This window comes from Streptomyces sp. NPDC029152 (assembly GCF_055564355.1).
Window position 1 is genome coordinate 1 of record NZ_JBVHWR010000023.1, and the last position, 22,402, is coordinate 22,402.

The 22,402-nt window shown below is 71.0% G+C and carries 11 protein-coding genes; all 11 read right to left on the minus strand.

What is annotated here, in order from left to right; translation table 11 throughout:
- Window positions 1-105: 105 nt before the first annotated feature.
- The 11 genes from ACZ4V6_RS31805 to ACZ4V6_RS31855 all read right to left on the minus strand — a co-directional run bounded on the left by ACZ4V6_RS31805 (window position 106) and on the right by ACZ4V6_RS31855 (window position 22,402).
- Complete coding sequence (locus ACZ4V6_RS31805; RefSeq protein ID WP_467834079.1) at window positions 106-255, minus strand: hypothetical protein; 150 nt, start codon at window positions 253-255, stop codon at window positions 106-108.
- Window positions 256-351: 96 nt separating this feature from the next.
- Complete coding sequence (gene panD, locus ACZ4V6_RS31810; protein WP_467834081.1) at window positions 352-768, minus strand: aspartate 1-decarboxylase; 417 nt, start codon at window positions 766-768, stop codon at window positions 352-354.
- Between the two features lie 50 nt (window positions 769-818).
- Window positions 819-5,459 carry a type I polyketide synthase gene (locus tag ACZ4V6_RS31815; RefSeq protein ID WP_467834083.1) on the minus strand — a complete coding sequence of 1,547 codons (4,641 nt, stop codon included), beginning with the start codon at window positions 5,457-5,459 and terminating at the stop codon, window positions 819-821.
- Window positions 5,459-6,463: a threonine synthase gene (locus ACZ4V6_RS31820; RefSeq protein WP_467834084.1), complete on the minus strand. Its 1,005-nt coding sequence runs from the start codon at window positions 6,461-6,463 to the stop codon at window positions 5,459-5,461. The genes ACZ4V6_RS31815 and ACZ4V6_RS31820 overlap by 1 nt, the downstream gene beginning before the upstream one ends.
- A gap of 243 nt (window positions 6,464-6,706) precedes the next feature.
- Window positions 6,707-8,494, minus strand: a complete 1,788-nt coding sequence (locus tag ACZ4V6_RS31825) for an ABC transporter ATP-binding protein (RefSeq protein WP_467834086.1) — start codon at window positions 8,492-8,494, stop codon at window positions 6,707-6,709.
- Window positions 8,491-10,104, minus strand: coding sequence for an ABC transporter transmembrane domain-containing protein (locus tag ACZ4V6_RS31830; protein ID WP_467834192.1), 1,614 nt, complete (start codon window positions 10,102-10,104; stop codon window positions 8,491-8,493). Before ACZ4V6_RS31830 ends, ACZ4V6_RS31825 begins: the two co-directional genes overlap by 4 nt.
- A 228-nt stretch (window positions 10,105-10,332) precedes the next feature.
- Window positions 10,333-11,487, minus strand: a complete 1,155-nt coding sequence (locus tag ACZ4V6_RS31835; protein WP_467834088.1) for an acyl-CoA dehydrogenase family protein — start codon at window positions 11,485-11,487, stop codon at window positions 10,333-10,335.
- Window positions 11,484-13,955, minus strand: coding sequence for an amino acid adenylation domain-containing protein (locus ACZ4V6_RS31840; RefSeq protein ID WP_467834089.1), 2,472 nt, complete (start codon window positions 13,953-13,955; stop codon window positions 11,484-11,486). The genes ACZ4V6_RS31835 and ACZ4V6_RS31840 overlap by 4 nt, the downstream gene beginning before the upstream one ends.
- Window positions 13,952-14,665 carry a thioesterase II family protein gene (locus ACZ4V6_RS31845; RefSeq protein ID WP_467834091.1) on the minus strand — a complete coding sequence of 238 codons (714 nt, stop codon included), beginning with the start codon at window positions 14,663-14,665 and terminating at the stop codon, window positions 13,952-13,954. The genes ACZ4V6_RS31840 and ACZ4V6_RS31845 overlap by 4 nt, the downstream gene beginning before the upstream one ends.
- A 64-nt stretch (window positions 14,666-14,729) precedes the next feature.
- The gene (locus ACZ4V6_RS31850) at window positions 14,730-19,256 is read right to left on the minus strand and encodes an amino acid adenylation domain-containing protein (RefSeq protein ID WP_467834093.1); all 4,527 of its coding nucleotides are present in this window, start codon (window positions 19,254-19,256) and stop codon (window positions 14,730-14,732) included.
- A gap of 5 nt (window positions 19,257-19,261) precedes the next feature.
- Window positions 19,262-22,402, minus strand: a complete 3,141-nt coding sequence (locus ACZ4V6_RS31855; protein ID WP_467834095.1) for a condensation domain-containing protein — start codon at window positions 22,400-22,402, stop codon at window positions 19,262-19,264.

Consider the following 22,402-nt stretch of genomic DNA (forward strand, 5'->3'; position numbering starts at 1 on the left):
CCGGCTCGACATCCGCGTCCGCTATCTGCTCGATGGTGGTGTCGCTCATCAGGCGTCTCCTTGATCATCGGATCCGCCGATCATTGAACACTCCCCGCCATACCGCTATTCCAGCGCGACCATCATGCGCAGGACGGCCAGCGAGTTCTGCTGGAGGCCGGTGAATGAGTCGGCGGGTTTCACGGTGGGAAGTTCGAAGCTTTTGGCCACTTTCCGGAGTATGTCGTCAATGGGGATTGAGGTGTTGTCGTTCATCCCACTCCTTGTGTTCGGGGTCTGGTGGACACGGCGGTGTCCTATCGGTCGGTAGATCGGTGCGTACGCGCGCCAGACGACCAGGGGTCTGGCCGGTCAGTTGCGAACCTTGTCGCCGCGTTCAAGGTCGAACCCGGCAGGTACGGCAGCGGGGTCGGTGCCCAGGTTGACGACACGGTTGTCGGCGTCAACGAAGACCACGCGGGGTTCGAACTCCCGGGCCTCGGCGTCGGGCATGGACCCGTAGGCAATGATGATGACAATGTCACCCGGACTGATCAGCCGGGCGGCCGCGCCGTTGACGCCGATGATGCCGGAGTCGCGCGGGCCCTCGATAACGTAGGTCGAAAGCCTGGCACCGTTGTTGACGTCGACGATGTCGACCTTCTCTCCCGGCAGCAGGTCCGCGGCCTCCATCAGGTCGGCGCTCACCGTGAGGGAGCCCACATAGTGGAGGTCGGCCTGGGTCACGGTGGCGCGATGGATCTTGGACTTCATCATCGTGCGGTACATGGCGCTCTTTCTTGGTGTGCGGAGTGCGGAGACGGATAGCTGATTCGAGGTCAACGGGCCGATCGGCGGCGTGCCCTGGCCTTGGACGCGCGGTTCTGCTGGTGCGCCCGGCGGGCTGCTGCCCGGTCCCGGACCTGCTCGAGTGTCTGATCGACGGCATCGGCCTGCCGACCGCCGTCACCGTCGATCAGACGGGCCAGCTCGGCCACGGTAAGGGCCTCGTACAACTGAGCCACAGTGAGAGAGGCGCCGAGCGTGCTGTTGATCCTCGGCACGAGCTGGATCGCGACAAGGGAGCTGCCGCCGAGGTCGAAGAAGCTGTCCTGTACGCCGACGCGGTCGACCCCGAGGACCTCTTGCCAGGCCACGCAGAGCCGCTGTTCTGTCACCCCGCGCGGCGGGGTGTACTGGGTCGCTATGTCGGGTCGCGGCCCCCGGGCCCCGGTGAGCTCGTACTCTGCCAGTCGCCCGTCGCCCTCCACCCCGGCAGAGGCTGACGGCAGCGTGAACGCCGTCTCCACCAGCACATTCACATCCACGGGGGAGACTATGAGCTGGGGTTCGATGGAGGAGCCCAAGATTCGGTCCAGCGCGTCCAGAGCCTGTGCAGGAGCCATGCCGCGCTGGGCGACGTCCTCGGCCCGGACCTTCGCCAGCGGTTCCGGAAGGCTGGTCTCGACGGCCATCCCGGCTTCCTGCCAAGGTCCCCAGTCGATGGTCACCACCCGGCGCCACGGGGTGCGGGATTGCGCATAGGAGTCTAGGAAGGCGTTCGCCGCGACGTAGTCGACCAGACCGAAGTCGCCGACGTTGGCCGCGTTGGAGCCGAACAGGCAGAGGAAGTCCGGGTCGTACGGGGCAAGCGTCTCCTCCAGGTTGAGCGTCCCACGGACCTTGGGGTCCATCACCCAGGCGGCTTCCTCGGCCTGCTTCAGCTGGATCAGGCCGCCGCCCGCCTGCCCGGCCGCGTGGAAGACCCCGTGCACCGCACCCCAGCGCCCGGTGATCCGGTCGACGGCGGCACGCACCTGGTCGCGATCGGTGACGTCCGCGGGCACGACCATTACCTGGGCCCCGAGGCCGCGGACGCGACGGAGCCGTTCGACGGCCCGTGCCGCCCGGCGGCCGTGCTGCTGCTCCGTCACCCGGAGCCACTCTTCCTCGGGCGGCAGTGCGGTGCGGGCCAGCAGTGCGATGCGCCGGCCAGGTGCGGCCAGGTGCTCGGCGAGCGCGAGCCCGAGACCGCCGGTCCCACCAGTGATCAGGTATACGCCGTCCGCACGCAGTACCGGTGATTGCGGGGGAGTCGGCGGCAGCGGAGCGGCCACGTAGGTCTGCGCCCACCGGTAGGGGCCCCGGTAGGCAATGGCGGCGTGGGCCGGCGGCACCGAGAACTCCTTCAGGAGCTGCTCGACGGACTCCCGGACCGCCGCAGGGCCATCCAATACGAGGTCGACCGTGCGGGAGGTGATATGGGGATGCTCCCGGGGGATCACCCGGCCCGGCCCCATCAGCATGGCCTTGAGAGGCATGACTTCCTCCGCACCGGTGACCCGGTGGAGCCCGTTCGCGACGATCCAGATCCGGCACTCCGGCCGGTCGGTGTCGCCGTTGAGCGCCTGCGCGAGCGCGACAAGGCTGTCGAAGGCGAGCCTGGTCGCCTGCTGCCTCGGCAGGCCGGCGTACTCGGCTCCGCTCACGTTCCAGCAGTGGGCGATCGAGGTAGGAGTGACACCCCGTTCCCGCAGGTCGTGCAGCAGCTGTTCGCAGTGCCGGCGTTCGCCTGGGACGACGGTGTAATGGTCAGGCGCTGCGGTGGACCACTCGGTGCCGGCCGCAACGGTGATGACCTCGGCCCCCCGCGCCCGCAGGCGTTCGGCGAGCAGCGGTCCGAAACCCGTGCCGTCGACGAGCACGAGCCAGGATTCTCCGTCGAAAGCGGGCGCAGCCGACGGCGGGACGGTCCGCTCCCAGGACGGCGCCTGGATCCAGTCGGCGACCTCCTGCCGACGGAGTGCGCCGGGGGTGCCCACCGGGCCGGACTTCCGGTCCAGCCAGTACCTGCGCCGCTGGAAGGGGTAACTCGGCACGGCCACCCGGCGGCGTGGCGCATGCCCGTGGAGCCCTGCCCAGTCGGGCTCGATGCCGGCTGACCACAGTTGGCCGAGTGCCCGGCGCAGCGCCTCGAGCGCCGAGCGCCGGTCCCGGCGGTGCGGCAGGGAAGAGGTGACCATACGGGACTCGCTGCCTACGATGCGTCGGGCCAGGCTGCCCATGGTCTGGCCGGGGCCGACCTCCAGGAACACCAGGCCGGGCTCCGCCGTCAGGGTTCGTACACCGGCGTCAAACTCCACCGGCGCCAGTACGTGCCGACCCCAGTATTCCGGGTCCTGGGCTTGCTCGTCGGTGATCCAGGTACCTGTGACATTGGAGACGAACCGGATGGCGGGCGGCTTTCTCGGCACCGCCGCGACCTCCGCGACGAATCGGGCCACCATCGGCTCCATCAGCGGGGAGTGGAAGGCGTGCGAGGTCGCCACCGGTTGTGCGGAGATCTCCCGGTCGGTCAGCGCTTCGGCGAACGCTGCGATGGCAGCCACCGGGCCGGACACCACGCAGTCCTGCGGACCGTTGTGCGCTGCGAAGGACAGCTCTGTCGGGAGCAGGGCGGACAGCGTCTTCCGGTCGGCGACGATGCCAAGCATCGCCCCGGCCTCCTGCTGCTGCATCAACTCGCCCCGCAGGCACACCAGGCGCAGGGCGTCCGGAAGAGTGAAGGTGCCGGCGAGGCAGGCCGCCACCAGCTCCCCGAGGCTGTGGCCGAGCAGGGCCGCAGGCCGGATCCCCCATGCTTCCCACAGCCGGCTCAGCGCGTATTCGAGCACGAAGAGCGCCGGCTGCGCGGCGGCGGTGCGGTCGAGCGCGGCCACCGCCTCCGCGGAGGTGTCCGATCCGAGCATGAGGTCGAGGAAGCCGCTGTCCAGGCCAGCGCGGTCCAGTTCGGTACGGCAGGCGTCCACGGCCTTCCGGAACACCGGTTCGCCGTCGTAGAGCTCGCGTGCCATGCCCGGATGCTGGCTGCCCTGCCCGCCGAGAAGGAACACGACACCTGTCGCGGGCGTGCCGCACTCCCGGGTGGTCACCTGGGCCGGGTTTCTAGCCTCCAGGGCGGCGGCGATCGAGGCGCTGTCGGTTCCGGTGACGGCACGTCGGACCGGGAACCGGTGCCTGCCCACCGCAGCGGTGTGGACAATGTCGGCCAACGAGGCTCCACCACGGCGCAGTCGGCCGGCGAACGCGTCGGTCAGCTGCTCAAGTGCCTGTCGGCTGCGGGCACTCAGGACCAGGAGTTGGGGGCTGCCGTCCTGGCGCTCCGGCCCGTCGTCGCTGTCCGCCCCGGCAGGCGCCTCCTGCACGACCACATGCGCGTTGGTACCGCCGAAGCCGAAGGCGCTGACGCCGGCCGTCCGGGGTCGGGAGCCCCGCCGCCACGGGGCCGTCTCCGTCTGGAGCCGAAACGGCCCCTCGTCCAGCCCGAGGTCGGGACTGGCGGTCTCGATGTTCAATGTCTGCGGAAGGGTCTCATTCCGCAGCGCGAGGACCGTCTTGATCAACCCGGCGACCCCGGCCGCGGCGTCCAGGTGGCCGATGTTCGACTTGAGCGATCCCAGCGCCACACTCCCGCGGCGCACCCCGCAGTATGCCTTGGTCAACGCGCGGATCTCGACGGGGTCGCCGAGTGCGGTGCCGGTTCCGTGGGCCTCGATGTAGTCGACCTCGGCCGCATCCACGCCAGCGTCCCGCAGCGCGTCGCCCACCACCCGGGCCTGCCCGGCGACCGCGGGCGCGGTGAAACCGACCTTCACGGCTCCGTCGTTGTTGACTGCGGATCCCTTGACCACTGCGTACACGCTGTCGCCGTCTGCCAGCGCGTCATCGAGGCGCTTGAGGACGACCACCCCGGCTCCGCTGCCGAACAGTGTACCCGCCGCGGCCCGGTCGAACGGTCGGCAGTGTCCGTCCGGTGACAGGAACGACCCCTCCTGGTGCAGGTAGCCCTGCTCCTGCTCCAGGTTCAAGAACACCCCTCCGGACAGCGCCAGGTCGCATTCCCGATCCCGCAGCGCCCGGCAGGCCAAGTGCACGGTGACCAGCGAGGTAGAGCAGGCCGTGCGCAGCGAGACGCTCGGCCCGCGCAGGTCCAGCTTGTATGAGACGCGGGTCGCCAGGAAGCCCAACTCGTTCCCGAGCAGGACCTGGGTTCGGCCGACGGTTTCCACCACGTGGGGGTTGGAGTGAACGTTTGCGATGTAGTTGTTGGTGCCGGCGCCAGCGAATACACCAACGCTTCCGGCGATCCGCGCCGGGTCGTACCCCGAGTGCTCGAGGGCCTCCCAGGCCGTCTCCAGGAACACCCGGTGCTGCGGGTCCATCGTCTCGGCCTCGCGTGCGGTGTACCCGAAGAACTCCGCGTCGAAAGCGTCGAGGTCGGCCATGCACGCCCCTGCGCGCACGTGGTTCGCCCGGGCCACGTCCTCTGGATCCGCACCTGCGGCCAGAACCTCCTCCGGACTGAAGAATGTGACGCTCTCGACGCCGTCGCGCAGATTGGCCCAGAACTCGTCCAGGCCGGGCGCACCGGGGAAGCGCCCGGCCATGCCGATGATCGCGATGTCGCGTCCCTGATCCATCAACGGACTCCGTCCTGCAGTGCGGGCATCCGGCTACGCCCTGTGAGGTTGACCAGAACGGTCTCGTCGCCCCGGAGCAGTCCGGCGGCGGCCCGGTCTCGGAGCGCCGCGATCGTTGCCGCTGCCGCGTAGCACACGTCCAGGCCCTCCAGATCCCTCAGCATCCGCCGGGCCTGGACGAGCGATTCGCTCGGGACGGCCACGATCGCGCCGCCGGTGTCGCTGGCGATGTCGTGCAGATAGGGGAAGTAAGGTGCGCCGTCACCGAGCAGGATGGCCGTGGCCAGACCTTCGGGTTGCTCGATCCGGTCGGCCGGGCCCAGGCCGCGCCGGCCCTCCCGCCAGGCGTTCGCGGCCGGGGCGCATGACTCTTCCTGGACCATGAGGAACTCCGGCATCCGCTCCACCAGCCCGAGCTTCCGGTACTCGCGCAGGCCCTTGTGCGCGGCCAGGATGCCCATGCCACTGCTGATCGCCTGCACGACGACGTCGGGCGTCCGGTCCATCTGGTCGACGGCTTCCAGGTAGGCCAGCTTGAGGCCTTCGCGGCGAGCCCAGTTGAAGAAGCCCGGGTCCAGATGGAGCCCCTGGTCCTCGGCAAACCGCCGGGCCTGCTGCGAGGCCTTGACGTAACTGCCCTCCACAGCGGTCAACACGGTTCGTTCGTGGCGGGGCACGTCGTGGTTGGGCACGAACCGGGTCCCGCAGAAAAAGTGGGCCCGCATCGCCGGGTCCCGCATGACTGCGCGGGCCAACGCGGTGGAGCTGTTCCCGGTACTCGACGCGACGAACTCTTTGACGCCGAACTGCCGGTACACGGCCAGCACAGTTGCCGCGAGGCGGTCCTTGGTGGTGCCGGTCGGCTGCTGCGACTCGTCCTTGAGCCACAGGCCGGGTATCCCAATGGCGGCACCCAGCGCCGGGGCCGGACGGCAGGGTGTGCGGACGGTGATTCCGTCGTCCAGGAAGTTGGGCGAGCTCAGGGGCATGAGGTCGAAGTACACCTGCTCCGGGGCCTCGTGGACCCGGCGCTCGAACCGGTCCAGGCGGTACCGGGGCTCCAACGCCCCGGCGCAGTCCGGACATCGGAAGACCAGCCCGGGCTCGATCTCGCCGTCACAGCCCGTGCACGCAAGTACGTACTTCCTGCCTGCACCGGCCCCGTGGATCCCTACTTCCGGCATGGCACCTGTTTCTTTTCTCAGTCGTTGAATGGTGGTTCGAACGTGCGCGGGATCGGACCGGCCTCAGCCCGACCGGCCCTCGTCGGATGCCGCCGGTCGGCCGTGCCACGAGCGCCACAGCGCCGCGTAGGCGCCGTTCGCGGCTAGCAGCACGTCATGGCTGCCGAGTTCGACGATCCGTCCCGCGTCGACCACAGCGATCCGGTCCGCGTCGTGTGCGCTCTGCAAGCGGTGGGCGATCGAGATCACGGTGCGGTCCGCCCGCACGGCCGCCATCGCCTGCTCCGCGCGCCGCGCGGTGCCCGGGTCCAGCAGGGCGGTGGCCTCATCCAGGATGAGCGTATGCGGATTCGCCAGCTCGACCCGGGCGAGGGAGAGCTGCTGGGCACGTGCCGCATCCAGGTCGAGCGCGCCTGGCCCGAACCGGGTGTCCAGTCCGTCCGGCAACTCGTCGACCCAGTCCGCCCCGACCAGCGCGAGTGCGGCCAGCAGTCGGTCGTCCTGCGCCTCCGGAGCCGCCATGGACAGGTTGTCCCGGAGCGTGCCCATGAACACGTGGTGCTCCTGGGTGACCAGGACGATCCGGCCGCACAGGTCGTCGGACGCAGCCAGGGCCGCCACCGGTACCCCGCCGACCGCGGCAGTGCCGGTGCGGGGGGCGTCCATGCCGGCGATGAGCCGTCCCAGCGTGGTCTTCCCGGCCCCGGACGGCCCCACCAGGGCGAGCCGCTCGCCGGGACGGACCGACAGGTTGACGTCTGTCAGCACGTCGTGCCCGTCAACGTACGCGTAGCAAAGGTTCTTCAGCTCGATCCCGTCGTTTGCCGGCTCCGGCACGTTGACCGTCCCGGCCTCGGCGGCAGCCGCGATTCCCTTGATCCGGGCGAGTGCCGCACCACTGCCCTGGAACTGCTCCACCAGTGCGAGGATCTGGTCGAGCGGGTCGACCAGTCGCCACATGTAGAGCGTGCAGGTCACTACGACGCCCAGCTCGACGTCCCCGTTCAGGTAGGCGGTTCCGCCGACGAGCAGGGTGAGAGCCATCGGCAGGAAGTGGGCGAATTCGGTGACGGGGAAGAGCACGGAGCGCAGGAACAGCGTGCGCCGCGCGGCGCGGTAGGCAGTGTCGATCGACCGGTCCGCGGTCTCGACTCGCTGCGCGCCCAGCCCGAAGACCTCCACGGTGCGGCCGCCCTGAGCGGTGCTGGAGACGACCTCGGTCACTGCGGAGGCGGCCTCTCCGGCAGCCAGGTAAGCGGTCTTGGCCCTGACCAGGTACCAGCGGGCGACCCAGGTGATGAGTGGCAAGCCCACCAGGGCGCACAGGCCGAGCAGCGGATGGAGGACGAACACGGCGCCATAAATGAACAGCGCGTGGATGGTCGCTACCGCCATGCCTGGAAGTGCGTCCCGCAGCGTCGTTGCCACGGTCGTTACGTCCAGCGAGGCGCGGGTCAGCAGGTCTCCCTTGCTAGCCCGTTGGACAATCCGCGCGGGAAGCGCGAGCGACCGGTCGACGACCTCCTCGCGCAGCCGGGCGAGCGCTCGCTCGCCGAAGCGATGTGCCTGGTTGAGGGCGAACCGAGTGAGGAGCAGCTGGGCCAGTGCGGCGACCAGTGCGCAGGAGGCCAGCATGTTGATCCGGGACACGGAGGCGTGCCCGGTCTGCACCTCGGTGACGATGCGACCCAGTAGCCAGGGCCCGGCCAGTGCCGACGCGGCGGCCAGGCAGACCAGCAGGACGGCCCGTGTGACCGCCCACAAGTCCGACCGCACCAAGTCGATACAGGCACGGCGGACGGTCGCGGCGTCCGCGACCGGCAACTGCGCAGAGTCCTCGGGGAGGCTCATCGGTCGACTCCAGTCTCCAGTAGTTCGTCCGGGGAGGGGGTTTCGCCGTCCTCGGCGCCTCGCATGGTGAGGGCGCGGTAGCCCGGATGGGACGCCAGCAACTCGGTGTGCCGGCCTGCGGCAACCACCTTGCCGTCCACCAGGTAGGAGACCTGTGCCGCCCGGTTGAGCATCAGCGGGGAGGTGCTGACGACCAGGGTCGTCGCACCCTGGCGCGCCGCGCACAGGCGCTCGGCGACCACCGCCTCGGTGTGCGCGTCGAGGGCCGAGGTCGGCTCGACGAGCAGAAGCACCTCAGGGTCGGCCAGGAGCGCGCGGGTCAGGCGCAGGCGCTGGGCCTGCCCGCCGGAATAGTTGCGGGCCTGGTCGTCGAGCCGGGCCTCCAGGCCGCCGGGTGCGAGGTCGAGGATGTCGTCGGCCGCGGCCGTGTGGACCGCTGCGGCGACCTCCTCGGGCCGCTGACCGGGGCGAGCCTGCACCGCGCTGCGGATCGTGCCGGAGAAGAGATGGGCGTCGTTGTCCGCCAGGACGATCCGTCGGCGAACCTCGGCCAGGTCGATCGCGGACAGGCGCTCGTCGCCCCAGGTCGCGTCGGATTCGGTGAATCGGGCGATTCGGTCCACCACGGCGCGGGCCTCGTTCAGGCGCGCGGACACCAGCGCCGACATCTCTCCCGGGGCTAGCTCCAGTCCGGAGTGGGGGTCGCGCAGCACAGCCGGGCCGTCCGGGGCGGGCCGACCCCCGCCGTGCGTGGCTGCCGGGGCGAGCGAGAGGATGCCGATCACTCGTCGCGCGGCCACCAGGCCTCGGGGCAGGTCGTCCGCCCCCTCGATGAAGAACGAAACGGGGATCAGGAGCGCGGCGACGTAGCCGTATACCGCCACCAGGCCTCCGATCGTGATGGAGCCGTCGGCCGCCATACGGGCGCTGATCCAGGTGACCGCGGCCAGGAAGACCACAGGGAGGCAGGCCCCGATGCCTTGTATCCAGCTCGTGAAGCCGGCCACTCGGTAGGCGTCCGTCACCAACTCCTGAGACTGGTCGCGGAACCGCTTGTTGAAAACCGCCTTGCCCCCGAGGCCGCTCAGCACGCCGAGTCCGGAGACGATGTCACCGATGCGGGCGGTCAGCTGTGCCTGGCGGTCCCGGTATTCGCCCTCCGCGCCGTGCAACTTGCCGAGCAGCGGCCCCACCGCAACCGCCAGCAGCGGCACGCCGAGCAGCACCACGGCGGCCAGGACGCCCGAAATGGTGGACAGCAGGACAGCGGTGATCGCGTAGGCGAGGACCGAGCCGACCCCCGGCCCGGCGATCGTTAGCGTCACGGCGATCCGGACCGTGTCGCCGGTCTGCAGCTGGGCCAGTTCGCCGGTGGACACCCGCTGCGGCAGGACGGCACCGAGCCGGGCCACCTGGCGCACGAGGACCTGGATCGTACGGTTGGACGCGTCCACACGCACCAGGGTCATCGCCCGGTGACGCAAGATGCCGAGCCAGGCGATGGCCGCGCCTATGACCAGGATCGCCGCGGTCCACTGCAGCAGCGCGCCGGTGTCCCGCTTCTGCAGCCCTTCATCGACGGCCCGCTCCAGGAAGTATGGCGGCAGCATCAGCGCGCACATCCACAGGGTGCTCCACAGCGAGCCGAGCAGGACACGCCCGCGCTGCATCCTGACGAGCCACCACAGGTAGTGCCAGGGACTGCGGCAGTCCGGATCACCCGGGTCGGTGTAGGGGACCCGGTGGTCGTAGGTGTACTGCTCGGGTTCGTCGGCGGACTGTCGAGTGCGCTCCGCGGTCGGTATCAATGCGATTCCTCAGGTTGCGTCAGGCAGAAGTCAGCCGCTCGTGACCAACTGTCGGGCGAACTGGCCGAGCATGGTCTGCTGGATCTGGGTGGTGCCTTCGATGATCTCCATGACCTTGGCGTCGCGGAAATGCCGTTCGACGTGGCCCGGAGTGCCGATGCCCTGTGCTCCGTGAATCTGCACCGCGTCGGCCGCGGCCTGATTGGCCAGCAGCGAGGCCCGGTACTTGGCCATCAGCGTTAGGTTGACCGCGTCGGGCTCGCCGTGGTCCTTGGCGATGCCGGCCTGCAGGCACAGCAGCCGGGTGGCCGTGACGTCGGTGACCATGTCGGCGAGCATGCGGCCCACCAGCTGATGGCCGCTGATCGGACCGCCGTACTGCGTGCGCGCGTCCGATCGCCGGACCGAGGCTTCCAGACAAGCCCGGGCCAGACCGACCGAGCCCCAAGCCGTGCTGTAACGGCCCAGGTCGAGCGAGGTCGAGGCGATGAAGGTGAGGCCCATGCCGGGGCGGCCGAGCAGGGCGTCGGGACCGAGGCGGCAGTTGTCGAAGACCAGCTCGCCGAGCATGGAGCCGCGCAGTCCCAGTAGGCCGGTGATCGGCTGCACGGTCAGCCCGGGAGTCTCGCGCGGGATAAGGAACGCCGTGTGCCTGCCGTCCAGTTGGGCGAACACCAGGAAAAGGTCGGCGACCTGGCCGAAGCTGATCCACTTCTTGCGCCCGTTCAGCACGTATCCCCCGGACTCGCCGTCTCCGGTCTGCTCGGCGACCGTCTCGATGGACGCCGCGTCGCTGCCGACCTCCGGTTCGGTGAGCGCGAAGGCAGCCAGCACCTCGCCCCGCCGGATCGGCTCTATCCAGCGGTGGCGCTGACGGTCACTGCCCCAGCGGTCGACCGCCGAGGCGACCATGTCGGTCACTGCGACAAAGTTGCGGATGTTCTGGCAGGCGTGGCCGAGCTCCTCGCTCATCAGCCCGTACGTCACCCAGTCCGCCGCGGGGCCAGCGGCGGGTGCAATCACGGACGCCAGCAGACCCTCCTCGGCCAAGGAGGCGACCACGTCCGCGGGGACGGCCTCGCTCGCGTCGAAGCCGGCGGCGTGCGGCGCGATCTGCTTTTCGGCGAACGTTTTGAACCGGTGCCGCGCCTCCTGCTGTTCGGAGGTGAGCTGACTGAGCATCATGGGGTTCCACCTTGAGGAGGGAAGGGAGTGCGTGGATCGATGGGGGGGCAACGCCGGACCGGGGGAGCGTCCTCGGTCTCGTGCAGAGCCTTGGCGAGCGCTCTCGGTGTGCCGTGGCGCATCATGAGTCGCAGCGAGGCACCGGCTAGGCCTTGGTCGCGGAGCGCGCGCACGATGGTCACAGCCGCCACGGAGTCGCCTCCCGCGTCGTAGAAGTCGTCGTCCGGCCCGACCGGCAGACCGAGGGTGTCCGCCCAGACGCGTCTGATCCGGCCGGTCAGGTCATCGTCCGGGTCCGTTGCCCTGGGCAGCCGGTCTGCGGCCTGTCCGCCGGACCGGGGAAGGGGCAGTGCGTGCACGTCGAGCTTGCCGTTGACGGTCACCGGCAGGCAGGGGAGGGCGATGCACGTCGCGGGAACCATGTACGCCGGGAGCAGGCGCGCTGCGCCCCGCCGTACGGTTTCGGCGTCGCCGCCGTCGAGCACGACGTAGGCGTCGAGACGCTGGCCGTGGGCACCACCCTCGCCTGCTGCCCGCACGACCACGGCAGCGGCGGTGACGTGCGGCTGTTCCAACAGGACGGCCCGGATCTCGTCCAGCTCGATCCGGAATCCGCGCAGCTTGACCTGCGAGTCGATCCGACCCAGATGATCGAGTGTGCCGTCAGGACGCAGCCGGCCGAGATCCCCGCTGCGGTAGAGCCGACCGCCGGAGAAACGCTCGTCGGCGGGGAAGCGCTCGGCGGTCAGCTCGGGGCGGCCGAGATAGCCCTCGGCCAGGCCCGCGCCACCGACGAGGATCTCGCCCGCGACGCCCAATGGAAGGGTCCGGCCGCGGGCGTCGGCCACACGGATCCACCAACCGGGCAGGGGCCGGCCGACGGACCTGGTGGACGCTGCGGCGAGGCCGGGGGTGAGCGTCTGCGCGGTGACGTGCACCGTCGTCTCGGTGATGCCGTACATGTTGACCATCCGGCACGTTTGCGAGGGGTGGCGCTCGAACCAGGGCAGGAGTGTCCGGGCGTCCAGCGGCTCACCGCCGAAGACGACCAGCCGCAGGGCGAGGTCCGCGGGGCTCCTGCGGTCCGCCTCGGCCAGCTGGGCGAAGGCGGACGGGGTCTGGTTGAGCACGGTGACCCGCTCCTCGGCGAGCAGGTCGCGGAACGCCTCCGGGTCGCGCGAGACCACGTGGGGGACGACGACCAGCCGGCCGCCGGTGAGTAGGCAGCCCCACATCTCCCAGACCGAGAAGTCGAACGCGATGGAGTGGAAGAGCGTCCAGACGTCGTCCGGGCCGAAGCCGTACGTGTCCCTGGTCGCCGCGATCAGGGCGAGCACGCTGCGGTGGCGAACGACGACGCCCTTGGGCCGCCCGGTGGATCCAGAGGTGTAGATGACGTACGCCGCGTCTTCGGGTTCCGGCGCCGCGCCTGGCTCCGTGCTAGGTGTTCGGTCGGCTCGGGCGTCGGCCAGGGACCGCGGATGGGCGCACGGCACTCCGGTCGGGGCCGGGAAGTCGTCGTGGTCGGTGACCACCAGCGCCAGGCCCGCGTCGTTTGCCGTGTAGCGCAAGCGCTGCTCGGGGTAGTTCGGGTCCATCGGGACGTAGGCGCCGCCGGCCTTAAGGACGGCCAGCACACCGACCACCAGATCGGATCCGCGCTCCAAGCACAGCCCGATCCGGCTGCCCCGGCGGACGCCCGCCGCGCGGAGGCCCTGTGCCAGGCGGTCTGCTGCGGACCTCAGCTCTCCGTAGGTCAGGGCGGTCACACCGTCGCCGACCGCGATTGCCCCGGGCCGGGCGGCGGCGACCGCGTCGAAGGCGGCCGTGAGCGAGGCCTCGGTGCGGTCCGGCAGCGGCTCTCCCCGCCCGAGCTCGTGGACGGCGGCCTCCTCGGCGGGGTCCAGCAGCCGCACGTCATCGACCATGGTGTCCGGTGTCGTGACGGCCTCCCGGTGTGCCCGAACGAGATGCCCCGTCCACTGGTGCACCATGCTCGGGTGCAGCAGGCGCGGGTCGTACCGGACCTGCAGCCGCGGCTCTCCGTCGGTGTCGGTGTGCGGGCGCAGCGTGAGGGCGGGAGTGCCTCCGTCCGGGGCGGGGAGCGTGAATTCGGCTCCGTGCCGCCGCACGAGGTCGCGCACGGGGCGCTCTGCTTTGGTATAGCGCTGGGCGAGGGCGCCGAGCGTGTCGGCGCCACCGACCTCGCCGTGCGAGCAGCGGACAGGCGCGGCCGCTTCCCCGTGGGGGCCGGGGAGCAGGTCCACCACGGGCTGGCCGTGGGGGTCGTACCGGTGGAGGACGGCGGCGAGGGCGGCGAACCAGGGCGCGGGTTCGATGGAGGTACCCAGCTGCAGGCGCAGGTCGTGGACGACGGTGGGGTCGAGCGAGTCCGGGTCGCCCAGGCCCCAGGCGAACGGGGAGCCGACCGCGGGGACGTGACGGCCGGTTTCGAGACGGGAGCTCACCGGCTCTCCCGGGCGTTGGCCGGTGCGCTTGACTCGAGGACGAGCTGCAGCAGCTCGGACGCCCGCTCCGTTAGGTACATGTGGCCGCCGGGGAGTTCGACGGACTCGAAGCCCGCGCTGGTGGCGGACGACCATCCGTGGACATCCGCCGCGCTGATCAGCTCGTCCTCGCTGCCGCGGACCGCGGTGATCGGGACGGGGATCCGGTCGGCCGGGTCATGGCGATAGTTCTCGTACATCTCCACGTCTGCGCGCAGGGTGGGCAGGATTAGCTCGCGCATTTCCGGGTCGGCGAGGGCAGGGTGCCGGTATCCCGCGAAGTCCTCGATTCGCGCGAGGAAATCCTCGTCGGGCAGTTCGGTAGCCCGATGCGGCGGTGGGACGGCTGGCCCCCGGGCGCCGCTGACGAACAGCCGGACCACCTCGATCCGGGTCTCGGCAATGAGTGCGCGGGCCAGGGCGTATGCCAGCACACCGCCGCTGCTGTGGCCGAAGACCACCACCCGGGTGCCCGCTACCCGTTCCGCGGTCTCGGTCAGCACCGTCCGGACGGCCTCCTCCACGTCGTGCAACGGGGCCGTCTCGATGAGCCGTTCACGCCCGGGCAGGAGTACCGGCACGATCTCGACGCTGGGAGGGGCGTGGCGTCGCCACGGGCGGAAGAACGCGGTGCCGGCCCCGGCGAAGGGACAGCAGACGAGCGACATCATGGATCCCACGGTTTTCTTGTTCTCCCCTGGAACGGCGGTGCCGGACGGAGCAGGCCCTGCGGAGCTAGATGGCTGCACCCTCGGTCACCTCACTCAGTCTCAGTTCTGGATTCATCGCGGCCGCTTCGAGCGTTCTCCTGTACCCGTCGAGGAGTTCCCGTGCGGCATCGGCGGTGAAGAGGTCGGCCGCGTAGGTCAGATTGATGTCCACCCTGTCCGGACCATGCGCGTCCCGAGTCCGGTCCACGACCTCGAAGCGGAGGGGGAAGCGCGCGGTGTCGTCCGGGACGCTTTCGAGGCCGACCGTGAGTCCGGGCAGACCGAGCGCCGGGGCGTGGTTGTTCTGGAAGGCGAGCATTACCTGGAAGAAAGGGACCCGCCCTGCGGAACGCGGCGGGTTGAGCGCCTGGACCAGGTGGTCGAACGGCACGTCCTGGTGGGCGTACGCCGCCGTGTCGGTCGCATAAACCCTAGTGAGGAGCTCGCCGAAGGTGGGGTCGCCCGCGGTGTCGGTCCGTAGGACCAGCGTGTTGACGAAGAATCCGACCAGGCCGTCCAGTGCCTGGTCGGTCCGGCCCGCCACAGGCGTGCCGATGGCCAGGTCGGTACCGTCCCGGCGGTCGGTGAGGACCGCCAGCAGGGCGGCATGGAACACCATGAACAGGCTGACGCCGGTCTTCCGCGCCAGGTCGTGCAGGGCGTGCTGGACGGCGGCGCTGAGCCGGAGCCGTACGGTGGCGCCGGAAGACTCGGCTCGGCCTGCCGGGCCAAGCCCTCCGGGCGGCCACTGCTCTGGCAGGTCGGCCAGCTCGCGCTGCCAGAACCGGGTCTGACGGCTGATCTCGCTGTCCGGGTCAGCCGGGTCGCCGAGCAGCCGTCTGTGCCAGAGCGTGTAGTCGGCGTACTGCACCGCCGGGGCGGGCTCGGTCGGCTCGCCTCCCGCGCGGCGCGCGGCGTAGGCAGCCGCCATATCGCGGGCCAGCGGCTCCCACGACCATCCGTCGCATGCGATGTGGTGGACCGTGAGCAGCAGCACGTGCCGCTGCTCGGCGAGCCGGAACAGCCGGGCGAACAGTGGCGTGTCGAGGGTGAGGTCGAACGGTCGGCGTGCGGCCGACGCCAGCTGGTCGGACAGCTCCGGTCCGGTGACGGCGGTCACTGGGAGGTCGACCGCGCACTCCTCGGGGTCGAGGACGATCTGCTGCGGGGTGCCGTCCCAATCCGGGTACACCGTGCGCAGGCTCTCGTGCCTGGCTGTCACATCGTTCAGGGCCAGCTCCAGCGCGCCGACGTCCAGGTCGCCGTCCAGCCGGATCGCGGCCGAAAGGGCATCGCCGCCGCGAGGACCATGGAGCCTGTTGAGGAACCACAGCCGCTGCTGGACGGGGCTGAGCGGAATCACGTCCGGGCGGGGGTCGGGACGCAACTCGGGCCGGACAAGAGCGGAGGCGGACTCCAGCCGCCGGGCGAGCTGGGCGACGGTCGGAGCCTCGAACACCGTCCGCAGCTCTACCTCCGCCCCGAGGTCGGCGCGGATCCGACTGACGAGCCGCGTCGCGAGCAGCGAGTGTCCGCCCAGGTCGAAGAACGAGTCCTCCGCCGTGACCTGCTCCAGGCCCAACACGTGGGCGAACGCGCGACACAGCACCTCCTCGGTGCGGCCGCGCGGAGCACGACCGCGTGAGAGTGCGCCGAAGTCCGCAGTCGGCAGGGCAAGGAGGTCGATCTTGCCGCTGGAGTTCATCGGGATCGTGTCCACGGAGAGCACAAGAGCGGGAACCATGTGCTCAGGCAGCCGCCGGCGCACCGCGTCACGCAGCTTTGCCGGGATCGGCGCCCCTCCGGAGCCGGTGGGTGTGACGAACGCGACGAGCCGCCGTTCGCCGTGCCGATCGGGCTGGTCGACCACCACGGCCCGGTCGACCGACGGATGCGCGGTGAGCACCGCCTCGACCTCAGCTGGCTCGACCCGCACCCCGCGGATCTTCACCTGCCGATCAGCGCGCCCGTGGTACTCCAGGCAGCCGTCCGCGCGGCGGCGGACCATGTCACCGGTCCGGTACATGCGCTCGCCCGCAGGGCCGAAGGGGCATTGCAGGAAGCGGTCGGCCGTCAGCTGGGGCTGATTCAGGTAGCCCTCGGCCAGGCCGGCCCCGGCCAGGAACAACTCGCCCAGCACGCCCGTGGGCACCGGGCGCAGCCAGGAGTCCAGGATGTAGGCCCGGGTGTTCCAGATCGGGCGGCCCAGCACGACGTCGGCCTGCTCGTCGCAGACGGCGAACAAGCTGTCCGCGCAGGCCTCTGAGGCACCGTAGAAGTTGGCCAGCCGGGAACCGGGGAGCAGTGCCGTGAAGCGGCGCACCAGGTCTGCCGGCAGAGCCTCGCCGCTAGACACCCACAGCCGGCAGGACGTCAGGTCCGCGTTCCGGGACCCGGCGTCGTCCAGGATGGCCCTCAGCAGACTGGGTACCACAGTGATCCGGCTCTCACCAAGCCGTCCGATCAGGTCGACCAGGGCGCTCGCGCTGCGTGCCGTCGCGTCGTCGGCGAGGGCCAGGTGCGCGCCGCCGATCAGGGCGCTCAGCAGCTCCATGGAGCCGTCGACGAAGCTCAGCGTCGTCTTCGCCACCATCGTCTCGTCCGGCTGGAAGGGGAACTCGGCGGTGTACCAGGCAATCCGGTTGAGAACGGCACGGTGACTCGCCACCACGCCTTTCGGTCGGCCTGTCGACCCGGAGGTGTAGATGACCGACGCGGGGTCACCCGTGTCCGGACGGGTGCGGCGGTCACCGTCGGTGAGATCGTCCCCGGAGTGGTCGGCGACCGCTGCCGCGAAGCCGTCCGGGACACCCGGGACGGCCAGGATGGCTTCCGCGCCGCCCCACGAGTCCCGGTCGGTACCCTCGGTAGCGATGACCACGGTCGGCGCGGCGTCCTTCATCATGAAGCGGATGCGCTCGGGCGGCAGGCCCGGGTCCATCGGGACGTAGGCGGCCCCGCTCTTCAGGACCGCGAGCAGGGCGACGACCATGTCGACCGACCGGGTCAGCAGCAGCGCGACGCGGCGGCCCGCATCGGCGCCCGCCTCGACCAGCCGACGGGCGAGCCGGTTGGCCCGGGCGTTGAGCTCGCCGTAGGTGACCTGCTGAGTTCCGAAGGACAGCGCCACCGCGTCCGGAGTCCGTGCTGCCTGCCGCTCGAAGGCTTCGGCCAGGGTGCCCGGCGGCACTGGGTGGACTTCTCCGTTCCAGCCGTGGACGAGTTGGGCGCGCTCCGCGGCCGATAGTCCGTCGGCCTCGGCCACGGTGCGGGCGGTGCCCTCGGCGACCGCGGTCGCCAGCCGGACCAGCCGTCCGGCCCAGGCGTCCGCCTCGCTCCCGGACAGGAAGCCCGGCCGGTGGGCGAGCCGCAGCTCCAAGCTCGGGCCGGGCACCGCAGTGAGGCTCAGCGGGTAGTGCGTCGCGTCCTGGATGTCCGCACCCACCAGCTGTACGCCTGGGGCCAGTTCGTCGCCCACGGCTGCGTTCACCGGGTAGTTCTCGAAGGCGAGCACGGTGTCGAACAGGGCTGGCAGCGCCAGCGCCCGCTGCAGGCCCGCCAGATCGACGTGATGGTGGGGCAGCAGCTCGGCCTGGTCCTGGTGCAGGCGCGTGAAGTAGTCCCGCAGCGGCTCGTCCGGCCGGAGCCGCACCGGGAGCGGGACCGTGTTGGTCAGCAGGCCCACCAGAGACTCCGTCCCGGGAAGCTCGGGCGGGCGTCCGGAGACAACGGTCCCCAGGACGACGTCCTGGCTGCCGGTGAAGCGGGCCAGGAGCAGCGCCCAGATGCCCTGCAGCACCACGTTCAGCGTGACCTGACAGCTTCGTGCGAGCTCGTTCAGCGCGGCTGTCGGGCCGGGCGGAATCCGCACGGTGACGACCTCGGGTCGCTCCGGCGCCGCGGTGCCCGCCAGCGCGGGTGCCACCAAGCACGGTTCAACGCCGTGGAGCGCCGTCTGCCAGGCCGCCTGCGCGGCCCCGGTGTCCTGGGCAGCCAGCCACTGGTGGTACGCCAGGTAGGAGGCGGCCGACGGCAGCGCTTCGGGGGCCGCCCCTCGGGCATAGGCTTGGAAAACTTCCTGCACGAGCAGGGGGTACGACCAGCCGTCGAGCACGAGGTGGTGGTTGGTCAGGACGAGCGTGTGGGCTGTCGCACCGGTGCGGATTAGCAGGAAGCGCAGCAGGGGCGGGCGGTCGAGGTCGAACGGCCTCGTCCGCTCGGCGGCGAGCAACTGCTTCCGGCGAGCGGTGCGGTCGTCCGCCCCGAGACCGCAGAGGTTCTCCTCTGCCCACGGTGCAGTGGCACCGCGCACGACGAACTGGATCGGATCGCCGTCGGCTCGGCCGCGGAATCCGGCCCGCAGCGCCTGATGCCGCTGCACGACAACCTCGCAGGCCCGCCTGAGCAGGACGGCGTCCAATGGGCCGGACAGGTCCAGCGTGAGCTGCGCGGTGTAGACGTCCGCGGCCTTGCCGGCCACCCGGGCGTGAAAGTAGAGCCCCGACTGCAGCGGAGTGAGCGGGTAGACCTGCTCCAGTGTGGACGAACGCATGACGACTACCGCCACCCCTCCAGCTCGGACTCCAGTTCTTCGATCTCCGCCTGACTCAGTCCTCTGAGGAAGAAGTCGGAGGGTGTGTGGACGCTTGTCCGCATGGTGGCGACGTGGTCGGCGATGTCGGTCAGGGCCTCGCACCACCGGTGGGACAGTTCCTGCAGCTCGCCCCGGTCCACGCACCCGGCGGGCGCGCTCCACAGGGCGTGCAACTGCGGCTTGCCGTCCTCCTCGACGACCAGGACGTCCAGAGTCAGCGCGTGACTGGCCGGCATGGCAGCGCCACGGCCGTCGCGTAGCACCTCCACGCCCGGCAGCGGCGCCCAGTCGGCGGAACCGGACTCGGTCACCCGACCCAGGTAGTTGAACAGGATCTGCGCCCTGGGCAGCCGCCGGAGCTGTTCGGCGGTGCCGCTGTTCAGGTACCGCAGCAGGCCGAAGCCGAAGCCGTCCTCGGGTGCCGAGCGCAGCTGCTCCTTGACCCGGGCCACGGCCGCACCCGCAGCCCTCCGCCGCGCGTGGGCGTCCGCCTGGTCCACGGCACCGGGCTCCAGACGGACGGGGTGAATGGTGGTGAACCAGCCGACAGTGCGGCTGGGGTCGGCGCCGGGCAGTCGGGCCCCCCGGCCATGGCCCTCGACGTCGACCAGGATGCCGGCGCCTGACGGCCGCCCGCGCTCCGCTCGGCGGCGGGCGACGGCAACGGCCAGCGCGCCGAGCACAACGTCGGGGACCGAGCCGTGGAACGCGGCCGGCGCGTCGGTGACCAGCGGCGCGGTGACGACCGGATCGAGGCGGACGGTCAGGCGGACGCTGGAGCCGACGGTGTCGATCGCGGGGTCCAGCGGGCGGTTCCCGAGCAGCGGGCCGTCACCGCTCAGGACGTCTTGCCAGTAGGGCAGTTCGGCGATCCGCCCGGGTGTCCGAGCGTCGGCGTGCAGCCGTGCCGCCCAGGCACCGAAGGAGGTGGGGACCGGAGCGAGGACCACTGGCCGGTGCTCCCGGTAGGCGGACCAGCCTGCCGCGAGGTCGCGCAGCAGCACCCGCCAGGACACGGCATCCACCGCGAGGTGGTGGACGACCAGCAGCAGCGCTCCCGCCGCGCCCGGCCCGCGGTCGAACCAGCAGACCTGGAGCATCACGCCCTCCCGGGGCTGCAGCCGGGCGGCGGCCGCCGGTACGCGGGCGGCGGCCGCCGCGGCGAGCTCGTCCTCGCCGTACCCGGCCGCGTCCACCCGCTCGACGAGTGCGGCCGCCGCACCGGGGCTCGGCGGGTCGACCACGAGCGAGCAGCCCGGGTCCACCAGCCGGGCGCGCAGCAGGTCGTGGTGATCGAGCAGGGCCTGCAGGACGGCCCGCAGCCCGTCCTCGGTCAACTCCCTGGGCGAACGCAGCACCACCGACTGGTGATAGGCGTCCACCTGACCGGAGAGCTCGCCGAGCCAGGCCGTCATCGGGGTGGCGGGCACGGTGCCGGTGAAGCGGTCGTGATGTTCGGGAAGAGCGGTCCCGCCGTGCCCCGGCACCCGTTCGACCACCCTGGCCAGAGCCTGCGCGGTCTCGTTCGCGAACACCTGCTTCAGGGTCAGTGCCCAGCCGGCCTCGCGCGCCCGGGCGACGAGCTGGATCGCTATCACGCTGTCGCCGCCGAGCTCGAAGAAGCTTTCGCCGCTGTCGCAGTCGTCCAAGCCGAGGACGTCCCCGAAGAGCCCGACCAGGAAGCGCTCGGCGGCTTCGGTGTCCCCCCGGGCCTCGGCGGCCTCGGTCGCCCCGGCGGGCCGCACCGCCGGCCGGGCCACGGCCTGCGCCGAAGGCGCCGCCGCGCCAGTCGGCGGTGGCACGGCCCCCAGCCCCTTGGCATCCGTGATGCGGCGGTGCGGATCCCGGGCCGCGTCCGTCAGTAGCCCGACCAGGGTGTCGAGGTACCGGTCTGCCTCCTCGGGGCGGTGCAGTTCGACGCCAGCGTCCAAGTCGACGGTCAGGCCCGCACCTGGCCGACGGCAGAGCCCGACGGCCAGGTCGGGCACCGGGCCGTTCGACAGGTTGTGCGCTGTGACGGGCAGCCCGCCGATGGCGAACTCGTGCGGAAACGTCATCACGTTGACAGAGGTCGCGGCGAGTCCCCGCTCGCTCCTGCGGTAGCCGAGGTCGCGGTGCAGGTCCTCGGCACGGTACCGCTGGTGGGCCAGCGCCTGCTTGATCGCCGCGGTCGCCCGGTTGGTGAGGCCGGCGAAGGTGGTCGAGCCCTGAATGCCCAGCCGCAGCGGTACGACGTTCGAGGACATGCTCGGGGTGACCCGGGCCGTCCGGCCGCGGCGTGCGGCGACCGGCAGGGACAGCACCATGTCCTCCACGCCGGTGGCGCGGTGGAGCAGTGCAGCGGTGACGGCGACCGCTGCGGGGGCGACCGAGCGGCCGAACGCCGCACGCAGCAGTGCGGCTTGGTCGGTCGAGAGCCGCACGGAGCGGCGGGTCGCCGCGGTGCACCTGCGCCATGGACGGTTCGACAGCGAGGCGGGCACCGGACGGTCCGCCATCGTCCTCAGCCAGTGGTCCCGGTCCCGGACGAAGTCCGGCGAGCCCGGATACTCCGCCTCCTCTGCGAGTAGTGCGGCCAGCGGTGCGAAGGGGGAGCGCGAGGCTGCCGTCCCGCCGACGGCCTCCGAGTACAGGGCGGCAACCCGCTCTGTGAACAGCGCCGCGCCGTAGCCGTCGACGGCCAGGTGGTGGGCGCGCTGGAACCACAGCGTGCGCCGCACGGACAGGGTCAGCAGCGCGATGGTGAACACCGGCTCGGCGGTGACGTCGATCGGGCGGTTCACCTCCTCGTGCATCCAGCTGAGCGCGGCGGCCTCCGGGTCGTCCTTTGCGCTCAGGTCGAGGAGGGCGACCGGCGCGTCCGGGACCGGGACGAGGAACTGGCAGGGCCCGTCGGGCGAGTCGGCCACCCGGATGCGCAGGGTCTCCGCTTCGAACAGGGCCTGCGACACCGCGCGGACGAAGGCCGCGGTGTCCAGCGCGCCGGCGATGTCGAAGTACTCGGCTATCTGATGACGGCTCCCGCTCGGGTCGGCTTGTTCGGCGAGCCACATGCCGAGCTGTGCCTTCGACAGCGGAAGGTGTGCGTGCTGGGTGCCGGACAT